This window comes from Staphylococcus sp. HMSC069D12, from assembly GCF_001810405.1.
GTDB lineage: Bacteria > Bacillota > Bacilli > Staphylococcales > Staphylococcaceae > Staphylococcus > Staphylococcus haemolyticus.
The window spans coordinates 378,073-401,292 of sequence record NZ_KV801108.1; the positions used below are offsets into that span (position 1 = coordinate 378,073).

Annotated in this window: 25 protein-coding genes; 17 read left to right on the forward strand and 8 right to left on the reverse strand. The window is 32.5% G+C overall.

Annotation, left to right across the window (positions count from 1 at the left end):
- The first annotated feature begins 72 nt into the window (after window positions 1-72).
- On the forward strand, window positions 73-459 hold the full coding sequence (locus HMPREF2737_RS07595; protein WP_037549350.1) for a YbaN family protein: 387 nt from the start codon (window positions 73-75) through the stop codon (window positions 457-459).
- 82 nt (window positions 460-541) lie between these two features.
- On the opposite strand, the gene rnjA is transcribed toward HMPREF2737_RS07595, so the two are convergent.
- The 3 genes from rnjA to def form a co-directional block, all read right to left on the reverse strand.
- A complete protein-coding gene (gene rnjA / locus HMPREF2737_RS07600; RefSeq protein WP_011276138.1) occupies window positions 542-2,221 on the reverse strand; it encodes a ribonuclease J1 in 1,680 nt (559 codons plus the stop codon).
- A complete protein-coding gene (locus tag HMPREF2737_RS07605; protein ID WP_002448185.1) occupies window positions 2,221-2,439 on the reverse strand; it encodes a DNA-dependent RNA polymerase subunit epsilon in 219 nt (72 codons plus the stop codon). The genes rnjA and HMPREF2737_RS07605 overlap by 1 nt, the downstream gene beginning before the upstream one ends.
- A 483-nt stretch (window positions 2,440-2,922) precedes the next feature.
- A complete protein-coding gene (def, locus tag HMPREF2737_RS07610) occupies window positions 2,923-3,474 on the reverse strand; it encodes a peptide deformylase (protein ID WP_037549353.1) in 552 nt (183 codons plus the stop codon).
- Window positions 3,475-3,604: 130 nt separating this feature from the next.
- On the opposite strand from def, the gene HMPREF2737_RS07615 reads away from it, so the two are divergent.
- The 13 genes from HMPREF2737_RS07615 to HMPREF2737_RS07675 all read left to right on the forward strand — a co-directional run bounded on the left by HMPREF2737_RS07615 (window position 3,605) and on the right by HMPREF2737_RS07675 (window position 16,275).
- Window positions 3,605-4,228 (forward strand): YkyA family protein, encoded by a 624-nt coding sequence (locus HMPREF2737_RS07615; protein ID WP_037549356.1) that lies wholly within the window; start codon window positions 3,605-3,607, stop codon window positions 4,226-4,228.
- Between the two features lie 172 nt (window positions 4,229-4,400).
- Complete coding sequence (pdhA, locus tag HMPREF2737_RS07620; protein ID WP_011276135.1) at window positions 4,401-5,513, forward strand: pyruvate dehydrogenase (acetyl-transferring) E1 component subunit alpha; 1,113 nt, start codon at window positions 4,401-4,403, stop codon at window positions 5,511-5,513.
- A 3-nt stretch (window positions 5,514-5,516) separates the two neighbouring features.
- Complete coding sequence (locus HMPREF2737_RS07625) at window positions 5,517-6,494, forward strand: alpha-ketoacid dehydrogenase subunit beta (protein ID WP_011276134.1); 978 nt, start codon at window positions 5,517-5,519, stop codon at window positions 6,492-6,494.
- A 202-nt stretch (window positions 6,495-6,696) separates the two neighbouring features.
- Window positions 6,697-7,998 (forward strand): dihydrolipoamide acetyltransferase family protein, encoded by a 1,302-nt coding sequence (locus tag HMPREF2737_RS07630; protein ID WP_037549358.1) that lies wholly within the window; start codon window positions 6,697-6,699, stop codon window positions 7,996-7,998.
- Between the two features lie 3 nt (window positions 7,999-8,001).
- Window positions 8,002-9,408: a dihydrolipoyl dehydrogenase gene (lpdA, locus tag HMPREF2737_RS07635; protein ID WP_037549360.1), complete on the forward strand. Its 1,407-nt coding sequence runs from the start codon at window positions 8,002-8,004 to the stop codon at window positions 9,406-9,408.
- A gap of 188 nt (window positions 9,409-9,596) precedes the next feature.
- On the forward strand, window positions 9,597-9,869 hold the full coding sequence (locus tag HMPREF2737_RS07640; RefSeq protein WP_037535602.1) for a UPF0223 family protein: 273 nt from the start codon (window positions 9,597-9,599) through the stop codon (window positions 9,867-9,869).
- A gap of 170 nt (window positions 9,870-10,039) precedes the next feature.
- A complete protein-coding gene (locus HMPREF2737_RS07645) occupies window positions 10,040-10,579 on the forward strand; it encodes a helix-turn-helix domain-containing protein (RefSeq protein WP_011276130.1) in 540 nt (179 codons plus the stop codon).
- A gap of 15 nt (window positions 10,580-10,594) precedes the next feature.
- Window positions 10,595-11,689 carry an ABC transporter ATP-binding protein gene (locus HMPREF2737_RS07650; RefSeq protein WP_037549363.1) on the forward strand — a complete coding sequence of 365 codons (1,095 nt, stop codon included), beginning with the start codon at window positions 10,595-10,597 and terminating at the stop codon, window positions 11,687-11,689.
- Window positions 11,682-12,485 carry an ABC transporter permease gene (locus HMPREF2737_RS07655; RefSeq protein WP_037549366.1) on the forward strand — a complete coding sequence of 268 codons (804 nt, stop codon included), beginning with the start codon at window positions 11,682-11,684 and terminating at the stop codon, window positions 12,483-12,485. The genes HMPREF2737_RS07650 and HMPREF2737_RS07655 overlap by 8 nt, the downstream gene beginning before the upstream one ends.
- A gap of 5 nt (window positions 12,486-12,490) precedes the next feature.
- Window positions 12,491-13,303 (forward strand): ABC transporter permease, encoded by an 813-nt coding sequence (locus tag HMPREF2737_RS07660; protein ID WP_037549369.1) that lies wholly within the window; start codon window positions 12,491-12,493, stop codon window positions 13,301-13,303.
- The gene (locus HMPREF2737_RS07665) at window positions 13,300-14,373 is read left to right on the forward strand and encodes an ABC transporter substrate-binding protein (RefSeq protein ID WP_037549371.1); all 1,074 of its coding nucleotides are present in this window, start codon (window positions 13,300-13,302) and stop codon (window positions 14,371-14,373) included. The genes HMPREF2737_RS07660 and HMPREF2737_RS07665 overlap by 4 nt, the downstream gene beginning before the upstream one ends.
- 72 nt (window positions 14,374-14,445) lie before the next feature.
- On the forward strand, window positions 14,446-15,648 hold the full coding sequence (gene auxB / locus HMPREF2737_RS07670) for a lipoteichoic acid stability factor AuxB (RefSeq protein WP_037549373.1): 1,203 nt from the start codon (window positions 14,446-14,448) through the stop codon (window positions 15,646-15,648).
- 141 nt (window positions 15,649-15,789) lie between these two features.
- Window positions 15,790-16,275 (forward strand): DUF4064 domain-containing protein, encoded by a 486-nt coding sequence (locus tag HMPREF2737_RS07675; RefSeq protein WP_037549375.1) that lies wholly within the window; start codon window positions 15,790-15,792, stop codon window positions 16,273-16,275.
- A gap of 57 nt (window positions 16,276-16,332) precedes the next feature.
- Here the strand turns inward: HMPREF2737_RS07675 and HMPREF2737_RS07680 are convergent, their stop codons facing one another.
- Both HMPREF2737_RS07680 and HMPREF2737_RS07685 read right to left on the reverse strand, forming a co-directional pair.
- Complete coding sequence (locus tag HMPREF2737_RS07680) at window positions 16,333-17,673, reverse strand: Nramp family divalent metal transporter (RefSeq protein WP_037549383.1); 1,341 nt, start codon at window positions 17,671-17,673, stop codon at window positions 16,333-16,335.
- 346 nt (window positions 17,674-18,019) lie between these two features.
- The gene (locus HMPREF2737_RS07685) at window positions 18,020-18,631 is read right to left on the reverse strand and encodes a YktB family protein (RefSeq protein ID WP_037549385.1); all 612 of its coding nucleotides are present in this window, start codon (window positions 18,629-18,631) and stop codon (window positions 18,020-18,022) included.
- 179 nt (window positions 18,632-18,810) lie between these two features.
- On the opposite strand from HMPREF2737_RS07685, the gene HMPREF2737_RS07690 reads away from it, so the two are divergent.
- Window positions 18,811-19,626: an inositol monophosphatase family protein gene (locus tag HMPREF2737_RS07690; RefSeq protein WP_037549388.1), complete on the forward strand. Its 816-nt coding sequence runs from the start codon at window positions 18,811-18,813 to the stop codon at window positions 19,624-19,626.
- Window positions 19,627-19,697: 71 nt separating this feature from the next.
- Here HMPREF2737_RS07690 and HMPREF2737_RS07695 read toward each other — a convergent pair whose 3' ends face one another.
- A complete protein-coding gene (locus tag HMPREF2737_RS07695; RefSeq protein ID WP_011276120.1) occupies window positions 19,698-19,889 on the reverse strand; it encodes a DUF5325 family protein in 192 nt (63 codons plus the stop codon).
- A gap of 97 nt (window positions 19,890-19,986) precedes the next feature.
- On the opposite strand from HMPREF2737_RS07695, the gene typA reads away from it, so the two are divergent.
- Window positions 19,987-21,831 carry a translational GTPase TypA gene (gene typA, locus HMPREF2737_RS07700; protein WP_037549390.1) on the forward strand — a complete coding sequence of 615 codons (1,845 nt, stop codon included), beginning with the start codon at window positions 19,987-19,989 and terminating at the stop codon, window positions 21,829-21,831.
- Between the two features lie 119 nt (window positions 21,832-21,950).
- On the opposite strand, the gene HMPREF2737_RS07705 is transcribed toward typA, so the two are convergent.
- Together HMPREF2737_RS07705 and HMPREF2737_RS07710 are read right to left on the reverse strand one after the other, a co-directional pair.
- The gene (locus tag HMPREF2737_RS07705; protein WP_011276118.1) at window positions 21,951-22,142 is read right to left on the reverse strand and encodes a YlaI family protein; all 192 of its coding nucleotides are present in this window, start codon (window positions 22,140-22,142) and stop codon (window positions 21,951-21,953) included.
- Between the two features lies 1 nt (window position 22,143).
- Window positions 22,144-22,629 (reverse strand): hypothetical protein, encoded by a 486-nt coding sequence (locus HMPREF2737_RS07710; RefSeq protein ID WP_037549393.1) that lies wholly within the window; start codon window positions 22,627-22,629, stop codon window positions 22,144-22,146.
- 140 nt (window positions 22,630-22,769) lie between these two features.
- On the opposite strand from HMPREF2737_RS07710, the gene HMPREF2737_RS07715 reads away from it, so the two are divergent.
- The gene (locus HMPREF2737_RS07715; RefSeq protein WP_037549396.1) at window positions 22,770-23,048 is read left to right on the forward strand and encodes an Fpa/YlaN family protein; all 279 of its coding nucleotides are present in this window, start codon (window positions 22,770-22,772) and stop codon (window positions 23,046-23,048) included.
- Window positions 23,049-23,220: the final 172 nt, after the last annotated feature.

The window sequence follows — 23,220 nt, forward strand, 5'->3', positions numbered from 1 at the left end:
AAACAGTTAGAAGAATTTAAAAATCAGCAACAATTTTTTGAGAATAAGATGATGGAGTGATGATTCTACTACATGAGATATGTATTAATAGCATTAGGAATAGTATTTACTGTAATCGCGTTTACAGGGGCAGTATTACCATTACTACCTACGACACCTTTTCTAATTTTAGCAGCGATTTGTTTTACTAATAGTTCTCGGAAATTCAAAATATGGCTTGAAAGCACTCAAATTTATAAAAATTATGTTGAAAATTTTAAAAAATACAAAGGGTATACTATGAAAGAAAAAATAAGAATACTTATAAGTTTATATATAGTAGTTGGTTTTTCTATTTTTATGATTTCAAACTTATATATTCGAATTGGATTAATGATAATGGTTGTGATTCAAACAATTGTATTATTTACATTTGTTAAAACGTTGCCAGCAAATTTTAATCAAGAAAAAGATTCATAGGTGAAATTCCATAAAAAATCCGTAAATGAATATTATAATTCATTTACGGATTTATTTCTCTATGTGAAGTACATCATTATATTTAATCTTCGTTTACTTTCATAATCACAGGTAAAATCATTGGGCGACGAGCAGTTTTATCGTATAGATAAGGTTGTAATGTCTCAATGATTGAAGATTTAATTTGATGCCATTGAATGTTTGGATTAGCATTTAATTTAGAAATTACGTCGGTTTTAATTTTGCGTTGAGCGTCATAAATTAATTGACCTGATTCACGCATGTACACAAAACCACGAGAAATGATGTCTGGACCTGAAAGTAATTTATTAGTGTTGAAATCAATACTAACCACTACAATGACTAATCCTTCTTCAGATAATAATTTACGATCACGAATAACAACGTTACCTATATCACCAATTCCACTACCATCTACTAACACATTACCAGAAGGTATGCGCCCGGCTTTACGAGCAGAGTCATGTGTTAATGCGAGTACATCACCGATATCAAAGATAAAGACGTTCTCTTCTTTAACACCACAGTCGACACCAGTTTGTCCATGCGCTTTAAGCATACGATATTCACCGTGTATTGGTAAGAAATATTTCGGTTGAATCAAGCGAAGCATAAGTTGTTGATCGCCTTGAGAACCGTGACCTGATGTATGGATATTTGAAATTTTACTGTGGATAACATCAGCACCCGCTTTGTATAATGCATTAATCGTGCGATTGATACTCTTAGTGTTACCTGGAATAGGTGATGAACTAAATACAACAGTATCATCAGGTATAATTTTAATTTGCTTATGAGTTCCATTTGCAATTCTTGATAAAGCCGCCATCGGTTCACCTTGAGATCCTGTACATAAAATTAGTAATTCATGTTTTGGAATATTGTTAATCTTATTTGGTTCAACAAAAGTTTCTGGCGGTGCTTTAATATAGCCTAATTCCATACCAATTTTAATATTATTTTCCATGGAACGACCAAATGTTACTATTTTACGATTGTATTTAATAGCAGCCTCAACCGCTTGTTGTACACGGTAAATGTTAGAAGCAAATGTAGCAAATATGATACGTCCTTTACAGTTACGGAAAATTTTATCTACATTTTGACCTACTTCACGTTCACTTAATGTGAAATCAGGTACTAATGCATTTGTTGAGTCAGATAATAGACATAATACGCCTTCCTTACCTAATTCTGCCATTTTAGCAATATTCGCAGGTTCGCCTACAGGAGTGAAATCAAATTTAAAGTCACCTGTATGAACAATCTTACCTTCAGGTGTATCAATTATTACACCATAAGCTTCAGGAATACTATGTGTAGTTAGGTAAAATGATATTTCAAAGTGTTTAGACTTAATAACACTATCTTCTGTAATCTCATTTAATGAAGCATTACGTAATAAGTTGTGTTCATCTAACTTGTTGCGAATTAATCCTAATGCTAATGGACCGCCATAGATAGGTACATTAATTTGCTTTAATAGGTAGGGCACACCACCTATATGGTCTTCATGTCCATGTGTAATGAATAGACCGACAATTTTGTCTTGATTTTGTTCGAGGTAAGTGTAATCAGGAATAACATAATCAATCCCTAATAAATTATCATCAGGGAATTTTATTCCGGCATCAATGATAACAATTTCATTTTTATATTCGATAGCATAAGTGTTTTTACCGACTTCACCTAAGCCACCTAAAGCATATACACCTACTTCGTTAGCATGTAATTGCTTCATTATTGAGCATTCTCCACGTTAAAATGATCAGAATGTTCCTTTTCATATTCTAAATGTGCGCCCTCTAATTTAGTAATGAATTCGATATTGTAATTGCGGTCTTTTAAATAACGTCTTACTTGTTCTTCTGTTTCACCTTCAACATAAATCGTATTTGTGTTTTCACGAACGATTACTTCATCTTTATTATGTTGGAAAAATACTTTAAATACTGCCATATTGGATAGTTCCTCCTAAATTTAAACATCTAAATTGATTATATTAATCTGAACCCTAATTTATTAACTTGATACTTCAAATCTAGTTGATTACGACAATAGGAATTGCTTCATAAATCATAAATAAGAAGATAAATTTATCTGTATAAATAATGATTTTAAAGTCACTTGATGATTGTCGACCTAATAATATACATTCATATAAATATCTTGTAAATTTGAGTCTCAAGCTTTCACTAAGGTAATTGTTAATGTCGTTCATTATTTGAAAATTAGCGTTACACTAAGATTTCAGTTACTACTTATTTTACATTATGTATATAAATAAATAAAGCAGTTTATATCTCTTCATTACTTCATAAACGTTATATATTTTTTAAAATTATTAAAAGGAATAAATTTAATTCAACAACCATAATACAAAAAAAACTCAAACTAGTTCCATCATTGAAAATAGTTTGAGCAAAATAAAATTGTTAAAAGTTATACTTCAACAGAATCAGGTAGTGGAGTTAATGGATTATCTTGATCAATATAGTCATAGAACATAACACCATTTAAATGATCAATCTCATGTTGGAATATAATTGCAGGGTAACCTTTTAATCTCAATTTAACTTCGTTACCATCAATGTCTAACGCTTTAATTGTTACTCTGAAGTGTCTATGAACTAAACCAGGGATATTTTCATCCACACTTAAGCAACCTTCTCCAGTAGGTAAATAAGCACGTTGAACACTGTGACTCATAATTTTAGGATTAACTAGCATATAGTCATAAGCTTTTCCATTTCCATCATCAGGTAAATAGACAGCAATCATTCGTTTTGAAACATTAATTTGTGGGGCGGCTAGACCTACACCAGAACGTAAATCATATTTTTTTGCAATGTCATCATCTTGACTATTAATTAAAAATTGACGCATTTCTTTTAATGTATTTTTATCTTCATCAGAAAGAGGCAAACTTACGTCTTCAGCTTTAGCACGTAACGTAGGATGACCATCTCTTATAATATCTTTCATAGTTAACATGTCATACACCTTCCTTACAATAAAATATAACAGAAAAATGAATAATAAGTACATTATCTTATTTCATTTGATTTATAAAGTATAATTCTATATTATTACAGTCGAATGACTACTAGGAGGTTTACACTCAATGAAACTACGTAAAACAGTTGCGGTAGTAGCAGCATCAACTATTTTATTAGCAGGCTGTACAACAGATAAAAAAGAAGTTAAAGCGTATAATGAAAATATTCAAAAAGCTTTTGATAAAGAGCAATCAATTAATAGCATTAGCAAAAAATTAAACTCACTTGAGGAAAAGAAGCAAGGTTTATATAAAAAAGCTAATAGTGATAATGAGGATACTCGTAAGAAAGCTGCTGATGATATTCTTGAAAATATCAAACAGAGAAAAGAAACATTTGATAAAGAAGTATCAACTTTAAATGATTCTGAAAAACAGTTTAAAAAAGGCGAGTCACATATTGATGAAATTAAAAGTGATGATAAGAAAAAAGAAGTTAAGCAATTAGACGATGCTGTAAAAAATAAATATAAAGTACATGATGAATATGCAAGTGCGTATAAAAATGTCTTGGAAAAAGAAAAAGACTTGTTCGAACTTATTAAACAAGATGGTGTAACTCAAACACAAGTTGATGAAAAAAATGATGCATTGAATAAAGCTCAGAAGAATTTCCAAAATAAATTTAAAGATTATTCAAAAGCTATGAACACAGTAAATAAAGAAAAACAAGATGTTGATAATCTGTAGCAATATAAGCATTAGTACAGATTAGTTGATTGGAATGATACAGTTGTAAAAAACTGTATCTTTTTTAGTAATACAGAACTTTACTAAAATATTTAACAGTATAAATAAATTGTGGTACACTATGAGAGGATAAAATGAATTTCTATTATATGGGAAAGGTATGGTGAATTGAATGGCTCCTAAGTTACAAGCCCAATTCGATGCAGTAAAAGTATTAAATGATACTCAGTCGAAATTTGAAATGGTTCAAATTTTGGATGTAGATGGTAATGTCGTAAATGAAGACTTAGTACCTGATTTAACTGATGAACAACTAGTAGAATTAATGGAAAGAATGGTATGGACACGTATTCTTGACCAACGTTCTATTTCATTAAACAGACAAGGACGTCTAGGTTTCTATGCGCCTACAGCTGGACAAGAAGCTTCTCAATTAGCTTCACAATATGCTTTAGAAAAAGAGGACTTCATCTTACCTGGTTACCGTGATGTGCCACAAATCATTTGGCATGGTTTACCATTAACTGAAGCTTTCTTATTCTCAAGAGGACACTTCAAAGGAAATCAATTCCCTGAAGGTGTTAATGCATTCAGTCCACAAATCATTATCGGTGCTCAATATATTCAAACCGCTGGTGTAGCATTCGGTATTAAAAAACGTGGTAAAAAAGCAGTTGCTATCACATACACTGGTGACGGCGGTTCTTCACAAGGTGACTTCTATGAAGGTATCAACTTTGCTTCTGCTTATAAAGCACCAGCAATTTTTGTTATCCAAAACAATAACTATGCTATTTCTACACCACGTAGTAAACAAACAGCAGCAACTTCATTAGCTCAAAAAGCTATTGCAGTAGGTATCCCAGGTATCCAAGTTGATGGTATGGATGCATTAGCTGTATATCAAGCTACTAAAGAAGCTCGTGATCGTGCTATTAATGGTGAAGGTCCAACATTAATTGAAACTATGACTTACCGTTATGGTCCACATACAATGGCTGGAGATGACCCAACTCGTTATAGAACTTCAGATGAAGATGCAGATTGGGAGAAAAAAGATCCATTAGTTCGTTTCAGAAAATTCCTTGAAAACAAAGGATTATGGAACGAAGAAAAAGAAAATGAAGTTATTGAACGTGCTAAAGACGACATCAAGAAAGCTATCAAAGAGGCTGACAATACTCCAAAACAAACAGTTATTGACTTAATGGATATCATGTACGAAGATATGCCTCAAAACTTAGCTGAACAATATGAAATTTACAAAGAGAAGGAGTCGAAATAAGCCATGGCACAAATGACAATGGTTCAAGCGATTAATAATGCGCTTAAAACTGAATTGCAAAATGACGAAAACGTATTAGTTTTCGGTGAAGACGTTGGTGTTAACGGCGGTGTATTCCGTGTAACTGAAGGTTTACAAAAAGAATTCGGTGAAGACCGTGTATTCGATACACCATTAGCTGAATCAGGTATCGGTGGTTTAGCTCTTGGTTTAACTGTTGAAGGTTTCCGTCCTGTAATGGAAATCCAATTCCTTGGTTTCGTATTTGAAGTATTTGACGAAGTTGCAGGTCAAATTGCTCGTACACGTTTCCGTTCAGGTGGTTCAAAAGTAGCACCTGTTACAATCCGTGCACCATTCGGTGGTGGTGTTCATACTCCTGAACTTCACGCTGATAACTTAGAAGGTATTTTAGCTCAATCACCTGGTATTAAAGTAGTTATTCCTTCAGGTCCATATGATGCTAAAGGTTTATTACTTTCATCAATCAGATCTAATGACCCAGTTGTATATTTAGAACATATGAAATTATATCGTTCATTCCGTGAAGAAGTTCCTGAAGAAGAATATACAATTGACATCGGTAAAGCTAATGTGAAAAAAGAAGGTAACGACATCACATTAATCGCTTACGGTGCAATGGTTCAAGAATCTGAAAAAGCTGCTGAAGAATTAGAAAAAGAAGGTTACTCAGTTGAAGTTATTGACTTACGTACTGTACAACCTATCGATATCGATACTTTAGTTGCATCAGTTGAAAAAACTGGCCGTGCTGTAGTAGTTCAAGAAGCTCAACGTCAAGCTGGTGTTGGTGCTACTGTAGCTGCTGAATTAGCTGAACGTGCTATTCTTTCATTAGAAGCACCAATCGCTCGTGTGGCTGCTGCTGATACAGTATATCCATTTACACAAGCTGAAAATGTTTGGTTACCAAACAAAAACGACATCATTGAAAAAGCTAAAGCAACTTTAGAATTCTAATATTTTAGCTTATCAATTAGCTAGCAAGCAGACTTATAGGAAGTAAGCAAAATGTTTACTTTTTACTCTATGTGTGAATAAGTAAGTGTAAACTAGAGAATTAGGGCAAAATAGTTTGTGTTTAGGCTTTCAAATTATTCTGTCCTTGCTCTATGTTATAAATTTATTAAATGATGAATAAGAAATCTAGGAGGACAAGAACGTGGCATTTGAATTTAGATTACCCGACATTGGTGAAGGTATCCACGAAGGTGAAATTGTAAAATGGTTTGTTAAAGCCGGAGATACAATTGAAGAAGATGATGTATTAGCAGAGGTTCAAAATGACAAATCTGTAGTTGAAATCCCATCTCCTGTTAGCGGTACTGTTGAAGAAGTTGTAGTTGACGAAGGTACTGTAGCAGTTGTAGGTGATGTTATTGTCAAAATCGATGCACCTGATGCAGAAGATATGCAATTTAAAGGTGGTCACGATGACGATGCTTCATCTGAAGAAACACCAACTCAAGAAGAAGCTAAAACTGAAGAAGCACCAGCAGCATCAGCTTCACAAGATGAAGAAGTAGATGAAAATAGACAAATCAAAGCTATGCCATCTGTTCGTAAATATGCACGTGAAAAAGGCGTTAACATCAAAGCAGTAGCTGGTTCAGGTAAAAATGGTCGTATTACTAAAGAAGATATTGATAACCACTTAAATGGTGGTGGTGCTCAAGCAGCAACAGCTTCAAATGAAAGTGCAGCTGCATCAACATCAGAAGATACTTCTGCAGTTCAAACTCAATCAGTACCTGAAGGAGACTTCCCTGAAACTACTGAAAAAATCCCAGCAATGCGTAGAGCAATTGCAAAAGCAATGGTTAACTCAAAACACACTGCTCCTCACGTAACATTAATGGATGAAATTGATGTTCAAGATTTATGGGATCACCGTAAAAAATTCAAAGAAGTTGCAGCTGAACAAGGTACTAAATTAACTTTCTTACCTTATGTTGTTAAAGCATTAGTTTCTGCACTTAAAAAATACCCAGCACTTAACACTTCATTCAATGAAGAAGCTGGCGAAATTGTACACAAACATTATTGGAATATTGGTATCGCTGCTGATACTGACAGAGGCTTATTAGTTCCTGTAGTTAAAAATGCAGACCGTAAATCAATCTTCCAAATTTCAGATGAAATCAACGAATTAGCAGTTAAAGCTCGTGATGGTAAATTAACATCTGATGAAATGAAAGGTGCAACATGCACAATCAGTAATATCGGTTCAGCTGGTGGACAATGGTTCACTCCAGTTATCAACCACCCAGAAGTAGCTATCTTAGGTATTGGCCGTATTGCTCAAAAACCTATCGTTAAAGATGGTGAAATCGTGGCAGCTCCAGTATTAGCTTTATCATTAAGCTTTGACCACAGACAAATTGATGGTGCAACTGGACAAAATGCTATGAATCACATCAAACGCTTATTAAATAATCCAGAATTATTATTAATGGAGGGGTAAAACATGGTAGTTGGAGATTTCCCAATTGAAACAGATACTATTGTAATCGGAGCAGGTCCTGGTGGATACGTAGCAGCAATTCGCGCAGCACAATTAGGGCAAAAAGTTACTATCGTTGAGAAAGGTAACTTAGGTGGTGTATGCTTAAACGTTGGTTGTATTCCTTCAAAAGCATTATTACACGCTTCACATCGCTTTGTAGAAGCTCAACACTCTGAAAACTTAGGTGTTATCGCTGAAAGCGTATCACTTAAATTCGACAAAGTTCAAGAATTCAAAAAATCAGTTGTAAACAAATTAACTGGTGGTGTTGAAGGCTTATTAAAAGGTAATAAAGTTGAGATTGTAAAAGGTGAAGCTTATTTCGTTGATAATAACAGCTTACGTGTTATGGATGAAAAAAGTGCACAAACTTACAATTTCAAACACGCTATTATCGCAACAGGTTCTAGACCAATTGAAATTCCTAACTTTGAATTTGGTAAACGTGTTATCGATTCAACAGGTGCATTAAACTTACAAGAAGTTCCAAGTAAATTAGTCGTTGTAGGTGGCGGTTACATTGGTTCAGAACTTGGTACTGCATTTGCTAACTTTGGTTCAGATGTTACAATTTTAGAAGGCGCTAAAGAAATTCTTGGCGGATTCGAAAAACAAATGGTTCAACCAGTTAAAAAAGGCATGAAAGAAAAAGGCGTTGAAATCATTACTGAAGCAATGGCTAAAAATGCTGAAGAAACTGAAAATGGCGTTAAAGTTACTTATGAAGCTAAAGGTGAAGAAAAAACTATCGAAGCTGATTATGTATTAGTAACTGTTGGTCGTCGTCCAAACACAGACGAATTAGGTTTAGAAGAATTAGGACTTAAATTCGCAGATCGTGGATTATTAGAAGTAGATAAACAAAGCCGTACTTCTATCGACAATATTTATGCAATTGGTGATATCGTTCCTGGTTTACCACTTGCTCATAAAGCAAGTTATGAAGCTAAAGTAGCTGCTGAAGCTATCTCTGGTCAAGCATCAGAAGTAGACTACATCGGTATGCCAGCTGTATGTTTCACTGAACCAGAATTAGCTCAAGTAGGTTACACAGAAGCACAAGCTAAAGAAGAAGGTTTAGACTACAAAGCTTCTAAGTTCCCTTATGCTGGTAACGGCCGTGCTTTATCATTAGATGATACAACTGGTTTCGTTAAACTTATCACACTTAAAGAAGACGATACTGTTATCGGTGCACAAATTGCTGGTAATGGCGCTTCAGATATCATTTCTGAATTAGGTCTAGCTATCGAAGCTGGTATGAATGCTGAAGATATCGCATTAACAGTACATGCTCACCCAACATTAGGTGAAATGTCTATGGAAGCTGCTGAAAAAGCAATTGGAATGCCAATCCACACAATGTAATTTTTAGTCAAACTGACTAACTATATAGATCGAATAACTTTAATTAGATTTGATTGAGGTTATTTGACATCCAAGAGGGGTGCAACTCAAGTTCATGTTTGAACTTGGTTTCACCCCTTTTTTATAATTATTTAACCAAAAAAGGGTAATAGATTACTAATGGCTAACACAATGAATGGAGGAATAAAATGGAATACCAATATCCACTAGACTTAGATTGGTCTAATGAAGAAATGGTTGATGTAATTGCTTTCTTTAATAAAATTGAAAATTATTATGAAAACTCGGTTAACGGTCAAGACTTAATGAATCATTATAAACGATTCAAAGAAATTGTTCCCGGCAAAGCAGAAGAAAAGCAACTATTTAAAGAATTTGAAGAAAAAAGTAATTATAATAGTTATAAAGTTGTACAAGAAGTAAAGAACAATCCCGAATTAACATCATTCAGTGCAAAATAACTTATAACGATTTAACGTTAATTATTAAAAATCATAATATCTGCATCATTAATTTTAATTAATTTCAAAAAAGTATTGAAGTTAAAGCTATATTTTGTTACTTTTATTAAGCATTAAACAAAATGTTTAATATTACTAAACAAAGTATAGCTTTTTTAAGGTGATTAGCGATGCAAATTGGAAATAAATTACGTAATTTAAGACGTCAAAAGAATTTAACGCAAGAAGAGCTGGCAGAACGAACAGATTTATCAAAAGGGTACATATCTCAAATTGAGAGTCAACATGCTTCTCCTAGTATGGAAACATTTTTAAATATTCTAGAAGTGTTAGGTACTTCTCCTAGTGATTTTTTTAAAGAGAAATCAAAAGAAAAAGTGCTATACACTAAAAATGAACGAACTATTTACGATGAATATGATAGAGGTTATGTCCTTAATTGGTTGGTAATGAAATCTAATGAATTTGAAATGGAACCGCTCATATTATCATTAAAACCAGGTGCGTCTTATAAACACTTTGATCCATCTGAGTCAGATACATTCATTTATTGCTTAAAAGGTTGTGTAACACTTACATTAGGAAATTCACGATATCAGGCAAATGAACAAGATGTTTTATATTTTAGGGCTAATGAAATACATCAATTACATAATGAAACAACCGATGAAATTGAAATTTTAATTGTTGCGACAGCATCATATTTATAAAGGAGGAGTATAGTAATGGAGCCATTGTTATCTTTTAAAGGTGTGACAAAAGGTTTTGACGATGTAATGATATTAAACAAAATGGATTTAGAGATTGAGTCAGGACATTTTTATACATTACTAGGTCCTTCAGGTTGTGGTAAAACCACAATCTTAAAACTTATAGCTGGATTCGAACAACCAGATGATGGAGATATTATATATTTAAATAAATCAATAGGTGATTTGCCTGCAAATAAAAGAAAGGTAAACACTGTTTTCCAAGATTATGCTTTATTTCCGCATTTGAATGTTTATGACAATATTGCTTTTGGTTTAAAGTTGAAAAAGCATTCCAAAAAAGATATTGATGAAAAAGTAATAAATGCTTTAAAACTAGTGAAATTATCAGGGTATGAACAACGAAATATTAATGAAATGAGTGGCGGTCAAAAGCAACGCGTTGCTATCGCAAGAGCAATAGTTAATGAGCCGGAAATTTTATTGTTAGATGAATCTCTATCTGCTTTGGATTTAAAATTAAGAACTGAAATGCAGTATGAATTGCGTGAATTACAAAAACGTTTAGGAATTACTTTCATCTTTGTTACTCACGATCAAGAAGAAGCATTAGCACTCAGCGATTACATATTTGTTATGAAAGACGGTAAAATTCAACAATTTGGTACACCTACAGATATTTATGATGAACCGGTCAATCGCTTTGTAGCTGATTTTATAGGCGAATCCAATATTGTTGAGGGTAAAATGGTTGAGGATTTCGTAGTAAATATATATGGTCAAGATTTTGAATGTGTAGATGCTGGTATACCTTCAGGCAAAAATGTCGAAGTCGTCATTAGACCTGAAGATATTTCATTAATAGAAGCAGACAAAGGGCTATTTAAAGCTACTGTTGATTCAATGCTATTTAGAGGCGTTCATTATGAATTTTGTTGCATTGATAGAAAAGGATATGAATGGGTCATACAGACAACTAAAAAAGCAGAAGTTGGAAGCGAAGTAGGACTCTATTTTGACCCTGAGGCAATACACATCATGGTTCCAGGTGAAACAGAAGAGGAATTTGATAAACGTATTGAAAGTTATGAGGAGTTTGACAATGCGTAATATAAATAAAGTGCTAATCATTCCATATTTATTATGGATGGTGTTATTCATAATAGCGCCGGTTATTTTACTTGTATATTTCTCATTCACTGATTTAAATGGTCATTTTAGTTTTACAAACTATGAACAAATATTATCAATGAAATATTTAAAAATGATGTGGGATTCGATTTTTTATGCAGCATTAATTACTATAATCACTCTATTAATTAGCTACCCTGCTGCTTATTTTATTCGTTCGTCAAAAAATCAAAATATGTGGTTGCTCATTTTAATTATTCCGACGTGGATAAATCTATTACTTAAAACATATGCTTTTATTGGTTTACTAAGCCATGAGGGTTTAATAAATAGATTTCTAAATTTTATTCATTTACCTTCGGCTAATCTATTATTTACACCGGGAGCATTTTTATTAGTAGCCAGCTATATTTATATACCATTTATGATTCTACCTATATTTAATAGTATGAAAGCTATCCCGAATAATTTGTTACAAGCTTCTAGTGACTTAGGGGCTAGTCCATTTACTACATTTAGAAAAGTTATCGTACCTTTAACTAAAGAAGGTGTCATGACAGGCATTCAAGTAACATTTATTCCAGCATTATCGCTATTCATGATTACAAGATTAATTGCAGGTAATAAAGTCATCAATATTGGTACATCGATTGAAGAACAATTTCTAGTTATTCAGAATTACGGTATGGGTTCTACAATCGCCATATTCTTGATTGTATTTATGGCATTTATTTTAATCATTACTAAATCGAAATCCACGGACGAAAGAAGGTGAATTAAATGAAGTGGTATGGAAAATTATATATTGGCATTTTATTAGCTATATTATATATTCCGATATTTTTCCTTATGTTTTATTCATTTAATTCAGCGGGAAATATGATTCATTTTGAGCATTTTACTTTGGAACATTACCAAAGTCTATTTCAGAATGATCGTTTGATGTCTGTAATTTTTAATACGATATCAGTTGCGTTATTAGCAGCTGCAATTTCTACCATAATAGGAACATTTGGTGCCATTTCATTATATTATTTAAGAAATAAAAAATTTAAAGTAACATTATTAACGCTTAATAATGTGCTAATGGTTTCGTCTGATGTAGTTATTGGTGCCTCATTTTTAATTATGTTTACAGCAATAGGGCATTTAACTGGTTTAGGACTAGGTTTTGGAACAGTGTTAGCGTCGCATATTGCATTTTGCATTCCTATCGTAGTTATCGTAGTGTTACCACAGTTATATGAAATGAATAATAATATTCTAAATGCTGCACGTGATTTAGGTGCTACGGAATCACAAATACTTGGACATGTATTAATACCTAATTTAATGCCTTCAATTATAGGTGGATTCTTTATGGCGCTAACATACTCATTAGATGATTTTACAGTAAGTTTCTTTGTAACCGGTAATGGCTTTAGTGTATTATCTGTAGAAGTTTACGCTATGGCACGTAAAGGTATTAGTATGGAAATAAATGCAATTTCAACTATTTTATTTGCAGCTATTGTATTAGGAATTATCGGTTATTATGCAATACAACATACAGTTAAGAGACGACAATTAACTAAGCGAGGTGTAAATCAGTGAAGCGATTTTTACAGTTAATATTAGGTGCAATTGTCGTTGGATTAATATGCTTAGGTATAAGTCACTGGTTTAAATCGCAGGATAATACTAGTACTGGTGAAAAGATATACGTGTATAATTGGGGAGAATATATAGACCCCGCTTTAATTAAACAATTTGAGAAAGAAACAGGTATTCAAGTTATATATGAAACGTTTGATTCTAATGAGGCCATGGAAGCTAAAATTAGAAATGGTGGAACCCATTATGATGTGGCTTTTCCTAGTGAATATACCGTTCAGAAATTGGAGCATGAAAATTTATTGGAACCACTAGATCATAGTAAAATTCCAAATATAAAAAATTTAGATTCTGATTACATGAACATGTCATATGATAGACATAATAAGTATTCACTACCTTATTTCTTTGGTACTGTAGGCATCTTATATAATAAAGAGGTTTACCCAAATGGAGACTTTAGTAGTTGGCAAGCATTATATCAACCTAAATATAAAAACGATATTTTATTAGTTGATGGTGCGCGAGAAATTATGGGATTAGCTTTGAACAAATTAGGATATAGTTTAAATGATACAAATCCAAGTCATTTAAAAGAAGCAGAGAAAGATTTGAATCACCTTACACCACAAGTTCGTGGCGTTGTTGGAGACGAAGTCACAATGATGCTTGAACAAAATGAGGGGAATATTGCAGTAGTATGGAGTGGTGTTGCAGCTCCTTTAGTGCAAGATAGTGACAAATATAATTATGTTATTCCAAAAGAAGGATCTAACCTATGGTTTGATAATATGGTTATTCCTAAAACCACTCAGAATAAAGAAGGGGCTTATAAATTTATGAATTTCCTTCTTGATGCTAAAAATAATAAACAAAATACAGAATGGGTCGGATATGCTACACCAAATAAAGCGGCTCGTCAGTTGTTACCTAAAGAAGTTAGAGATGATCATCGTTTCTATCCTACTCAAAAAGAGCAATCACGATTAGAAGTCTACAAAGATTTAGGTCCTAAAACTTTAGGAGAATATAACGAAAGTTTCTTAAACTTTAAAATGTCTTTAAAATAGACTATAAATAGTAGTTATTTTATAATGAATTAGATATAATTATTTGATAAGTAAAATAAGGAGTTGTAATACATGTCAGGAGAACGTTACACGCAAATCAAACGGCCTGTGAGTCGTCTGACTGAAAAACTTTTAGGTTGGTTTAGTTGGATTTTCTTACTTATATTGACGGTTATTACAATGTTTATTGCACTCGTGTCATTTAGTAATGATACATCAATTCAAAATCTTGAAAACTCAATGAATAGTAATGAACTAATTCAGCAAATTTTAACAAATAATAGTTTAAATACAACACAATTTGTAATTTGGTTACAAAATGGTGTGTGGGCAATTATCGTTTATTTCATAGTGTGTTTGCTTATTTCATTTTTAGCACTTATATCTATGAATATGAGAATACTTTCTGGATTCTTATTTTTAATTGCCTCAATTATTACATTGCCATTAGTATTATTATTCGTAACATTAATTATTCCTATTTTCTTCTTTATTATTGCAATCATGATGTTTGCAAGGAAGAGCAAGGTCGAGACAGTGCCTATGTATGGTCCATCACACGGCTACGAAAATCAATATTATCCTAGAGATGAATATGATGATCGTTATTATGGATTTAATAGAAATATTAATGATGACTATGATTACGACGATCATAATCAATATAATGATTATGATGAAGACTATGTTGAATCACCACGTAAAACCAAAAAATCTGAACGTCGTGCACGTCGTAAAAAACCTTATTACAATGATGATATCGATAGTAATTATCGAGATAACAACTACGATGAAACAACGATTCGTAATGATGAAGAGCAAGATTTAGCAACTGATACTGAGGAAGATAAATATAATCAATATCCAAAACGTGCAATTACTGGAGAGTATCAATCGGATGCTGATGATGTTGAAGCAACGGGAGTACTCTCTAGACAGGCTAAATACAACAAAAAGGCGAATAAAAAATCACAATTTGATAACACTAGTGATGAAGAGTCTTACGATTTTGCTGAAAATATAGTAGATACTGAGCCAAAAGTTGATAAAAGAGAAGAAAAAGCACAACGTAAGAGAGAAAAAGCTGAAATTAAAGCTAAGAAAAAAGAAAAGCGCAAAGCTTATAATCAACGTATGAAAGAGCGTCGTAAAAATCAACCAAGTGCTGCTAGTCAACGTCGTATGAACTATGAAGAACGTAAACAAATCTTGAATAAAGATGACATCGAATCAGAGAAAGACGTCAACAACCAAGAAGAAGATAATAAAAACTAATATACACTTAAAACGGTTAAGTCATATATGGCTTAACCGTTTTTGTGTCAATATCCACAATTTAATTCATGAAGTTAGTCGCAAACAGATTACAATTTTAGTATGATTTAATTAAATACTTTAATAATGGAGGCTAAGAAAGTGAGTAGAAAAGTAGAGTTAATTCTTGGATGGATTGCTTGTGGTTTAAGTATTTTTTATTTAATTATGTCATCACTATCTTACTTTATGGTTAGGAATAACAATAATACTGAACAATATCAACAAATGCTAAAACAATTTGGAAATCAAGATGTTAAAGTTACACCTGAAATGGTCAACTTTGCTATGGCTTTTTCTATGGGAACATTAATCTTTTCAACGTTGTTAGGCATTATTGGTATGTTAATCATTAAAGGTCGTCCTATTTTAGCAGGTTGTCTTTTAATTGTCGCAGCATTAGTAGGTATATTTAATATGAGTTTAATTGCAGGAATATTGTGGATTGTTGTAGCAATCATGCTATTTGTTAAAAAGGATCCTAATCTACCTAAACAAAAACCTAAATCAAAAAAATTAAAAATGGATGAATGGCAAACTGAAAAATCATATAATGAACGTAAGAAAGATGATCCATATATTTATTAAAATATAAAACTAAAATCTAACGACTTAGTATTTATAATGCTAAATCGTTAGATTTTTTTATAATTCTTTAAAGGTTTCTATTATTAGATAAATATTGAGGAAGCTCAATATGATGATTAAACTCCAAGCACATATATTAACCCACTTTTTATTTTTAAACGGACCCATTAATTTTTCATTACTTGTGGCTAATTGCAGTGGTATTAATGAGAAAGGTAGTGCAATACTTAAGAACACTTGTGAAAATACTAGCAATTGTTCCATTTTAGACTCATTGCCCCGGAAAATAACAAGACATATTAAAACAGGTATGACAGCCAAACTTCTTGTGATTAAGCGTCTCATCCAATTTGGTATAGAAAGTTTTAAGAACCCTTCCATAACTATTTGACCTGCGAGTGTACCAGTGATTGTTGAATTCTGACCGGATGCTAATAATGCTATTGCGAATAGTGTACTCATTATACTTCCCATTACAACACCTAATACGGGTTGTGTTCTTAAAGCTTGATATAAATCATAGAAACCACCTATGCTATTTGAATTGACTCCATAAAACAAAGCAGCCCCTAGAACAAGTAGTAAGCAATTTACAATAAATGCGATACTTAATTGAATATTAGAATCAATTGTTGCGAATTTAATCGCTTGGGCTTTTTCAGTAAAGCTATGGCGATTATACTTACGTGATTGCACGATTGATGAGTGCAAATATAAATTATGAGGCATAATTGTAGCGCCAATAATACCTAATGCAATATACAAGATACTATGATTAGCAATAATTTGATAATGTGGAACAAATCCGTTAAGTATTTCAATTAAATTTGGAGATGAAATGTAAACTTCAAATACAAAAATCATCAGTACAGTAAAGATTAAAGTACCAACGATTGCTTCAATCTTTCTAAAACCAAATTTCATTATAAAAAGTAATAAAAATACATCAAAAACTGTTATTAAAGCACCTATGATTAAAGGAATATTAAAAAGTAAATCCAAAGCAATCGCGCTTCCGATTACTTCAGCAATATCAGTGGCAATGATTGCAAGTTCAGCAATCACCCAAAATATAATTGCAGTTGGTTTGTTTAAATAGTGACGAGTCATTTGGGCTAAATCTTTATCAGTAGCGATACCTAAACGAACAGTCATACTTTGTAACAACATTGCTGATAAGCTAGATATTAAAATTACAAATATTAAAGTATAACCAAATTGTGCGCCACCTTGCATTGATGTAATCCAATTTCCTGGATCCATATAACCAACAGCTACAAGTAAACCTGGGCCTAGAAAAGCTAAAAATTTCTGACTAGTACGTTGCGAGCCATTAAATTCGATTGTGCTATTAATTTCATCTAAACTACGTTGTTCTTTGTTGTCTATTACACCCATAAAAAAACTCCTTAAACTAATATATTTTATAATAACCTAACTTTATTTTTAGGTCAACCTAATAAAATTGGGCGTAAAAAAAGAGGGGACAGAAATAATATTTTCCAAAATTTATTTCGTTGTAACCCCAGCTTGCTTAGCTTGTAGAATTTCTTTATGAAATTCTCTTTGTTGGGGCCCGAACCCCAGGCAAGGATGACTAGAATTAAAAAAGCTTATTACAAGTGCATTTTTAAATCAGTCAACTATTGCCAATATATATTTGTAGCCTGAGTCATTGAATTATGGCCCAGGCTTTTACTAAGGTAAACATAGTTTACAACTCATATTGAATTAAATGTTTTATTTATTCATAGAATTTTAAAAATTCATCAAATGTTTCTTTTACAAAAGATAGGAAGGCTTTATCAGATTTTAATTCAACATCTTTAGGAGAGAGGGAGCGTGCAACGAAAAACTCTCCTTTCTTAACATTCTTAACACGATCAATCGCTTTATGTAACTCATCGTCACTTAAATCTTTAATGAAGGATTTTTCAGGTTTCATGTGATCTAAACTCACTTGATAGTCCTCAGGCAATTGTTTAAGCACATCAAAGTGCTTATCAAACACTTTTACACGTTCAGCTTTATCTTTTCCTTCATGCATAACACCGAACATTAAAAATAAATGGTCTTTAAATAAACCAATTTGGAAATGAGGTAGCATTTTATATCCACGTTTATTTGGAGCAAAAGCTACCCATGTATCTACAGGGGGATTTACACTTCTACGAGCATGTTTTGCAACATGTGCATAAAAAGTTTCTCCAGTTTGAGAAGTGAAATATTCACTAAAATAATCTCCTAATTGATTAAGTTGAGGTCTTACATATTCATTTAATGCTTCCATTCGAGCATCTAAGCCTTCAACTTCAAACGCTTTGAAATCTTTAGGTTTAAATGTATATTGTGTCATTAGCATTGCTCCTTTTCAGAATAATTAATTTAAAGTTATTGTAGCATAGAATGACTCAATCATTCCAAAAGCAGAATTAAGGTTTCAAGCGTTTAAACTCACAATTATAAGGTATACAATGATGTATAGATTATATTGCCAGAAATTCTGTATAATAGAAGACAACAGGAGATGATGATATGTCACTATATGAATTTGCACAAGGTTTAATACTAGAAGCGGGCAACAAAGTTAGAAAAATGATGAAAGAAGATTTAAGTATTGAAACGAAATCGAACCCAAACGACTTAGTAACAAATGTTGATAAAGCAACTGAAAACTATATATACGATGCAATTCTAAGAAGCTATCCTAATCATCGCGTCATTGGTGAGGAAGGACATGGACATCATATGGAAGACGTCAATGGTGTGGTATGGGTTGTTGATCCAATTGATGGAACTTTAAATTTTGTTCATCAACAAGAGGGATTTGCGATTTCCATTGGTATTTATCGAGATGGCAAGCCATATGCAGGTTTAGTTTATGATGTAATGAAGGATGTACTATACCATGCTAAAGTTGGCGAAGGTGCTTTTGAAAACAATCATGAATTAAAAACCATTGATAACACGCAACTTAACCAAAGTTTAATAGGAATTAATCCAAACTGGGTTACTAAGCCAAAAATGGGACCCATTTTTTCAGGAATTGTAAACCAAGCAAGAAGTTGTAGAGCTTTTGGAAGTGCGGCATTAGAAATTATAAGTGTAGCTAAAGGACAATTGGCTGCATATATCACGCCAAGATTGCAACCATGGGATTTTGCAGGTGGTTTGATTATTTTAAATGAAGTTGGTGGAATTGGAAGTAATTTAATGGGTGAACCGCTCACTATTGAAAGTGTTAATTCTATTTTAGTTGGAAATAAAGCAACGCATAATGAGATTCTAGAAAATTATTTAAATCCTCATAATGAAGTATTAACAGAGTTACATCAACGTTTTAGAAAATAAAAAATGTCTCGGTCAGTCAACTTTGAAAGGTGAATTTCTTCCAAATTTTACTACCGAGACATTTTTCTATATTAAAGCCAGTTATTTTCACGATATTTCTTTTTAAGCGTGAATCCAGCGCCAAAAGTTGCAATGAAAAGTATAAATGTTAAAATCATCATTGGAATACTACCAGCTCCAACGCTGAAACTAAAAAGCACTAAAAATATTACTGCTATAATAGATAAAACCCAAAATATACCTTTAGACTTAGGTTTTTCCATCCCATACCCCACCTTTTTGTTATCTTTTACTAATAATATGATATAATAAAAAAGTTGTAATTAAAAGTGGGAGTTTACTCGAGAAAGGAATAATAAAATGACTAATAGAAGAGAAGATGTACGTAATATTGCAATCATTGCGCACGTTGACCATGGTAAAACGACTTTAGTAGATGAATTACTAAAACAATCTGGAATTTTCAGAGAGAACGAACATGTTGACGAAAGAGCAATGGACTCTAATGACTTAGAAAGAGAACGTGGTATTACAATTCTTGCTAAAAATACTGCGATTGACTATAAAGGTACAAGAATTAACATCTTAGATACACCTGGGCATGCTGACTTTGGTGGCGAAGTTGAACGTATTATGAAAATGGTTGACGGTGTTGTACTTGTAGTAGATGCATACGAGGGAACAATGCCTCAAACACGTTTCGTACTAAAAAAAGCATTAGAACAAGATTTAAAACCCGTTGTAGTAGTAAATAAAATTGACAAACCATCAGCTAGACCTGAAGGGGTAGTAGATGAAGTTTTAGATTTATTTATCGAATTAGAAGCGAATGATGAACAATTAGACTTCCCAGTAGTATATGCATCAGCTGTCAATGGTACTGCTAGTCTTGATTCAGAGAAACAAGATGAAAACATGCAATCATTATATGAAACAATCATAGATTATGTTCCAGCGCCATTAGATAATCATGATGAACCATTACAATTCCAAGTAGCATTATTAGACTATAATGATTATGTAGGACGTATTGGTGTAGGACGCGTATTTAGAGGTAAAATGCGTGTCGGTGATAACGTGTCCCTTATTAAATTAGACGGTACAGTTAAGAATTTCCGTGTGACTAAGATTTTCGGTTATTTTGGATTGAAACGTGAAGAGATCGAAGAAGCAAAAGCTGGTGATTTAATTGCGGTTTCAGGAATGGAAGATATTAACGTAGGTGAAACAGTTACACCTACAGATCACCAAGAAGCTCTCCCTGTATTACGTATTGATGAACCAACTCTTGAAATGACATTCAAAGTAAATAATTCACCATTTGCAGGACGTGAGGGTGATTATGTCACTGCACGTCAAATCCAAGAACGTCTAGATCAACAACTTGAAACAGACGTTTCATTAAAAGTTACGCCAACTGATTCTCCTGATACATGGGTAGTTGCAGGTCGTGGTGAGTTACATTTATCTATCTTAATTGAGAATATGAGACGTGAAGGTTTTGAACTTCAAGTCTCTAAGCCACAAGTTATTTTACGTGAAATTGACGGTGTTCTAAGTGAACCTTTCGAACGTGTTCAATGTGAAGTGCCTTCTGAAAATGCAGGTTCAGTAATTGAATCATTAGGTGCACGTAAAGGTGAAATGTTAGACATGTCGACTACTGATAACGGATTAACGCGTTTAATCTTTATGGTACCTGCACGTGGTATGATTGGATACACAACTGAATTTATGTCTATGACTCGTGGATATGGTATAATCAACCATACATTCGAAGAGTTCAGACCTCGTGTTAAAGCACAAATTGGAGGTAGACGTAATGGTGCGCTTATCTCAATGGACCAAGGTCAAGCAACTGCATACGCTATTATCAATTTAGAAGATCGTGGTGTTAACTTCATGGAGCCAGGTACTGAAGTTTACGAAGGTATGATTGTTGGTGAACATAATCGTGAAAATGATTTAACTGTTAATATTACTAAAGCGAAACATCAAACAAACGTACGTTCAGCAACTAAAGATCAAACACAAACTATGAACCGACCAAGAATTCTTACTCTTGAAGAAGCTTTAGAATATATTAATGATGATGAACTAGTAGAGGTTACTCCTCAAAGTATTCGTTTAAGAAAGAAAATCTTAAATAAATCATTACGTGAAAAAGAAGCTAAACGTGTTAAACAAATGATGCAAGATGAGTAATTAAAGTTTATAACGTAAAATATAGTTTGAAACATCAAATTTGAAAGCCAGTAAATGAAATTTTGTCATTTCATTTACTGGCTTTTTTGAGTAAAACCTAATTAAATTTACTAAAATAATTACAACTCTTCACTCTTAATGAAGTTAAACGGTTGGTGTTTGTTAAGACGTTGTTTTGGTCTATCTAAACGACTTTTACAATCATCGCACATAAAAGTTCTTATAGGATTATTTCGAAGTCGTTTGGCTTCAACCGTATTTTCATCAATTAAAACCTTTGTATCACAAATGATACACTGAACTTCACGCAAATTAGATCACCTCTATATGCGTAACATACTTAAATTCATGTGAGTATCCTTTTTCATCTGGATTGAAAACAAAGCTGTCTACTGCATTATCATCATACATACGCTTTCCATCTTTCGCAAATTGGAAAAATAGGTAAGGTAATAATTCTATTGGAACTTCAATTGAGGACTCATCATTAAATAATTTTATCGCAGTAGCATCGTCTTTTGGTTCTGCAATTTTAAAGAAAGGTGTCATATTGATTGCAAATGAATCTTCTAATACAGAACGCTTACGATATTTTATCTCTGAGTTTAAAGTAGGTGGATTCGTTTGACCTTCAAGAATCGCTCTATTCCATTCGCGATTATCTTCGAATCTAATTGGTTTCGTTCCCTCAAACACACCACTTTCAATGTCTTCAATTTTTACTTTTCTATCATCGAATATCCAAGTTGTACTATCTAAAGTGATAGGGAACTTGACTAAGCCTTTGATTTGAATCATTTTTTGCCCACTCCCTAATTTCGTTCTAGTCATTATTTTATCACAATTAAATTTTTGTATTCACTGAATAAACTTGCTTTTTAAAAAGTAGTAAGATAAACTTTTGATATGAAGATATTTAATGATAGGGGGAGTATGTGATGCCGAAGCAATCGAAGATGAGTAACGTGGCTTATGAGCAATTAAATCAAGATGCTGATAGAATCTTACATTTAATTAAAGTTCAAATGGATAATTTAACTTTACCTTCATGCCCGTTATATGAAGAAGTTCTCGACACACAAATGTTTGGTTTACAAAAAGAAGTTGATTTTGCAGTTAAGCTTGGCTTAGTTGATAAAGAAGACGGCAAAAATTTAATGCTTCGTTTAGAAAAAGAATTATCTAAACTTCATGAAGTGTTTACAAATGTAAAATAACTATCGATTAAATATATAAGTAAAGTTTATTCATTTACTTTTCGTTTATAAATTTGAGTTATTTGTAATATTAATTACATACAAATTATCTCACCATAGTGACTGAAATATTATGTTTATAATATTTTCAGTCATTTTATATTTTAAGCATTATTATCATATTAAATATAAA

Bases quoted from the DNA above. Each gene is read 5' to 3' on its own strand.
- HMPREF2737_RS07595 (WP_037549350.1), top strand. From the start codon at position 73: ATGAGATATGTATTAATAGCATTAGGAATAGTATTTACTGTAATCGCG.
- rnjA (WP_011276138.1), bottom strand. From the start codon at position 2,221: ATGAAGCAATTACATGCTAACGAAGTAGGTGTATATGCTTTAGGTGGC.
- HMPREF2737_RS07605 (WP_002448185.1), bottom strand. From the start codon at position 2,439: ATGGCAGTATTTAAAGTATTTTTCCAACATAATAAAGATGAAGTAATC.
- def (WP_037549353.1), bottom strand. From the start codon at position 3,474: ATGTTAACTATGAAAGATATTATAAGAGATGGTCATCCTACGTTACGT.
- HMPREF2737_RS07615 (WP_037549356.1), top strand. From the start codon at position 3,605: ATGAAACTACGTAAAACAGTTGCGGTAGTAGCAGCATCAACTATTTTA.
- pdhA (WP_011276135.1), top strand. From the start codon at position 4,401: ATGGCTCCTAAGTTACAAGCCCAATTCGATGCAGTAAAAGTATTAAAT.
- HMPREF2737_RS07625 (WP_011276134.1), top strand. From the start codon at position 5,517: ATGGCACAAATGACAATGGTTCAAGCGATTAATAATGCGCTTAAAACT.
- lpdA (WP_037549360.1), top strand. From the start codon at position 8,002: ATGGTAGTTGGAGATTTCCCAATTGAAACAGATACTATTGTAATCGGA.
- HMPREF2737_RS07640 (WP_037535602.1), top strand. From the start codon at position 9,597: ATGGAATACCAATATCCACTAGACTTAGATTGGTCTAATGAAGAAATG.
- HMPREF2737_RS07645 (WP_011276130.1), top strand. From the start codon at position 10,040: ATGCAAATTGGAAATAAATTACGTAATTTAAGACGTCAAAAGAATTTA.
- HMPREF2737_RS07650 (WP_037549363.1), top strand. From the start codon at position 10,595: ATGGAGCCATTGTTATCTTTTAAAGGTGTGACAAAAGGTTTTGACGAT.
- HMPREF2737_RS07655 (WP_037549366.1), top strand. From the start codon at position 11,682: ATGCGTAATATAAATAAAGTGCTAATCATTCCATATTTATTATGGATG.
- HMPREF2737_RS07660 (WP_037549369.1), top strand. From the start codon at position 12,491: ATGAAGTGGTATGGAAAATTATATATTGGCATTTTATTAGCTATATTA.
- auxB (WP_037549373.1), top strand. From the start codon at position 14,446: ATGTCAGGAGAACGTTACACGCAAATCAAACGGCCTGTGAGTCGTCTG.
- HMPREF2737_RS07680 (WP_037549383.1), bottom strand. From the start codon at position 17,673: ATGGGTGTAATAGACAACAAAGAACAACGTAGTTTAGATGAAATTAAT.
- HMPREF2737_RS07685 (WP_037549385.1), bottom strand. From the start codon at position 18,631: ATGACACAATATACATTTAAACCTAAAGATTTCAAAGCGTTTGAAGTT.
- HMPREF2737_RS07690 (WP_037549388.1), top strand. From the start codon at position 18,811: ATGTCACTATATGAATTTGCACAAGGTTTAATACTAGAAGCGGGCAAC.
- HMPREF2737_RS07695 (WP_011276120.1), bottom strand. From the start codon at position 19,889: ATGGAAAAACCTAAGTCTAAAGGTATATTTTGGGTTTTATCTATTATA.
- typA (WP_037549390.1), top strand. From the start codon at position 19,987: ATGACTAATAGAAGAGAAGATGTACGTAATATTGCAATCATTGCGCAC.
- HMPREF2737_RS07710 (WP_037549393.1), bottom strand. From the start codon at position 22,629: ATGATTCAAATCAAAGGCTTAGTCAAGTTCCCTATCACTTTAGATAGT.
- HMPREF2737_RS07715 (WP_037549396.1), top strand. From the start codon at position 22,770: ATGCCGAAGCAATCGAAGATGAGTAACGTGGCTTATGAGCAATTAAAT.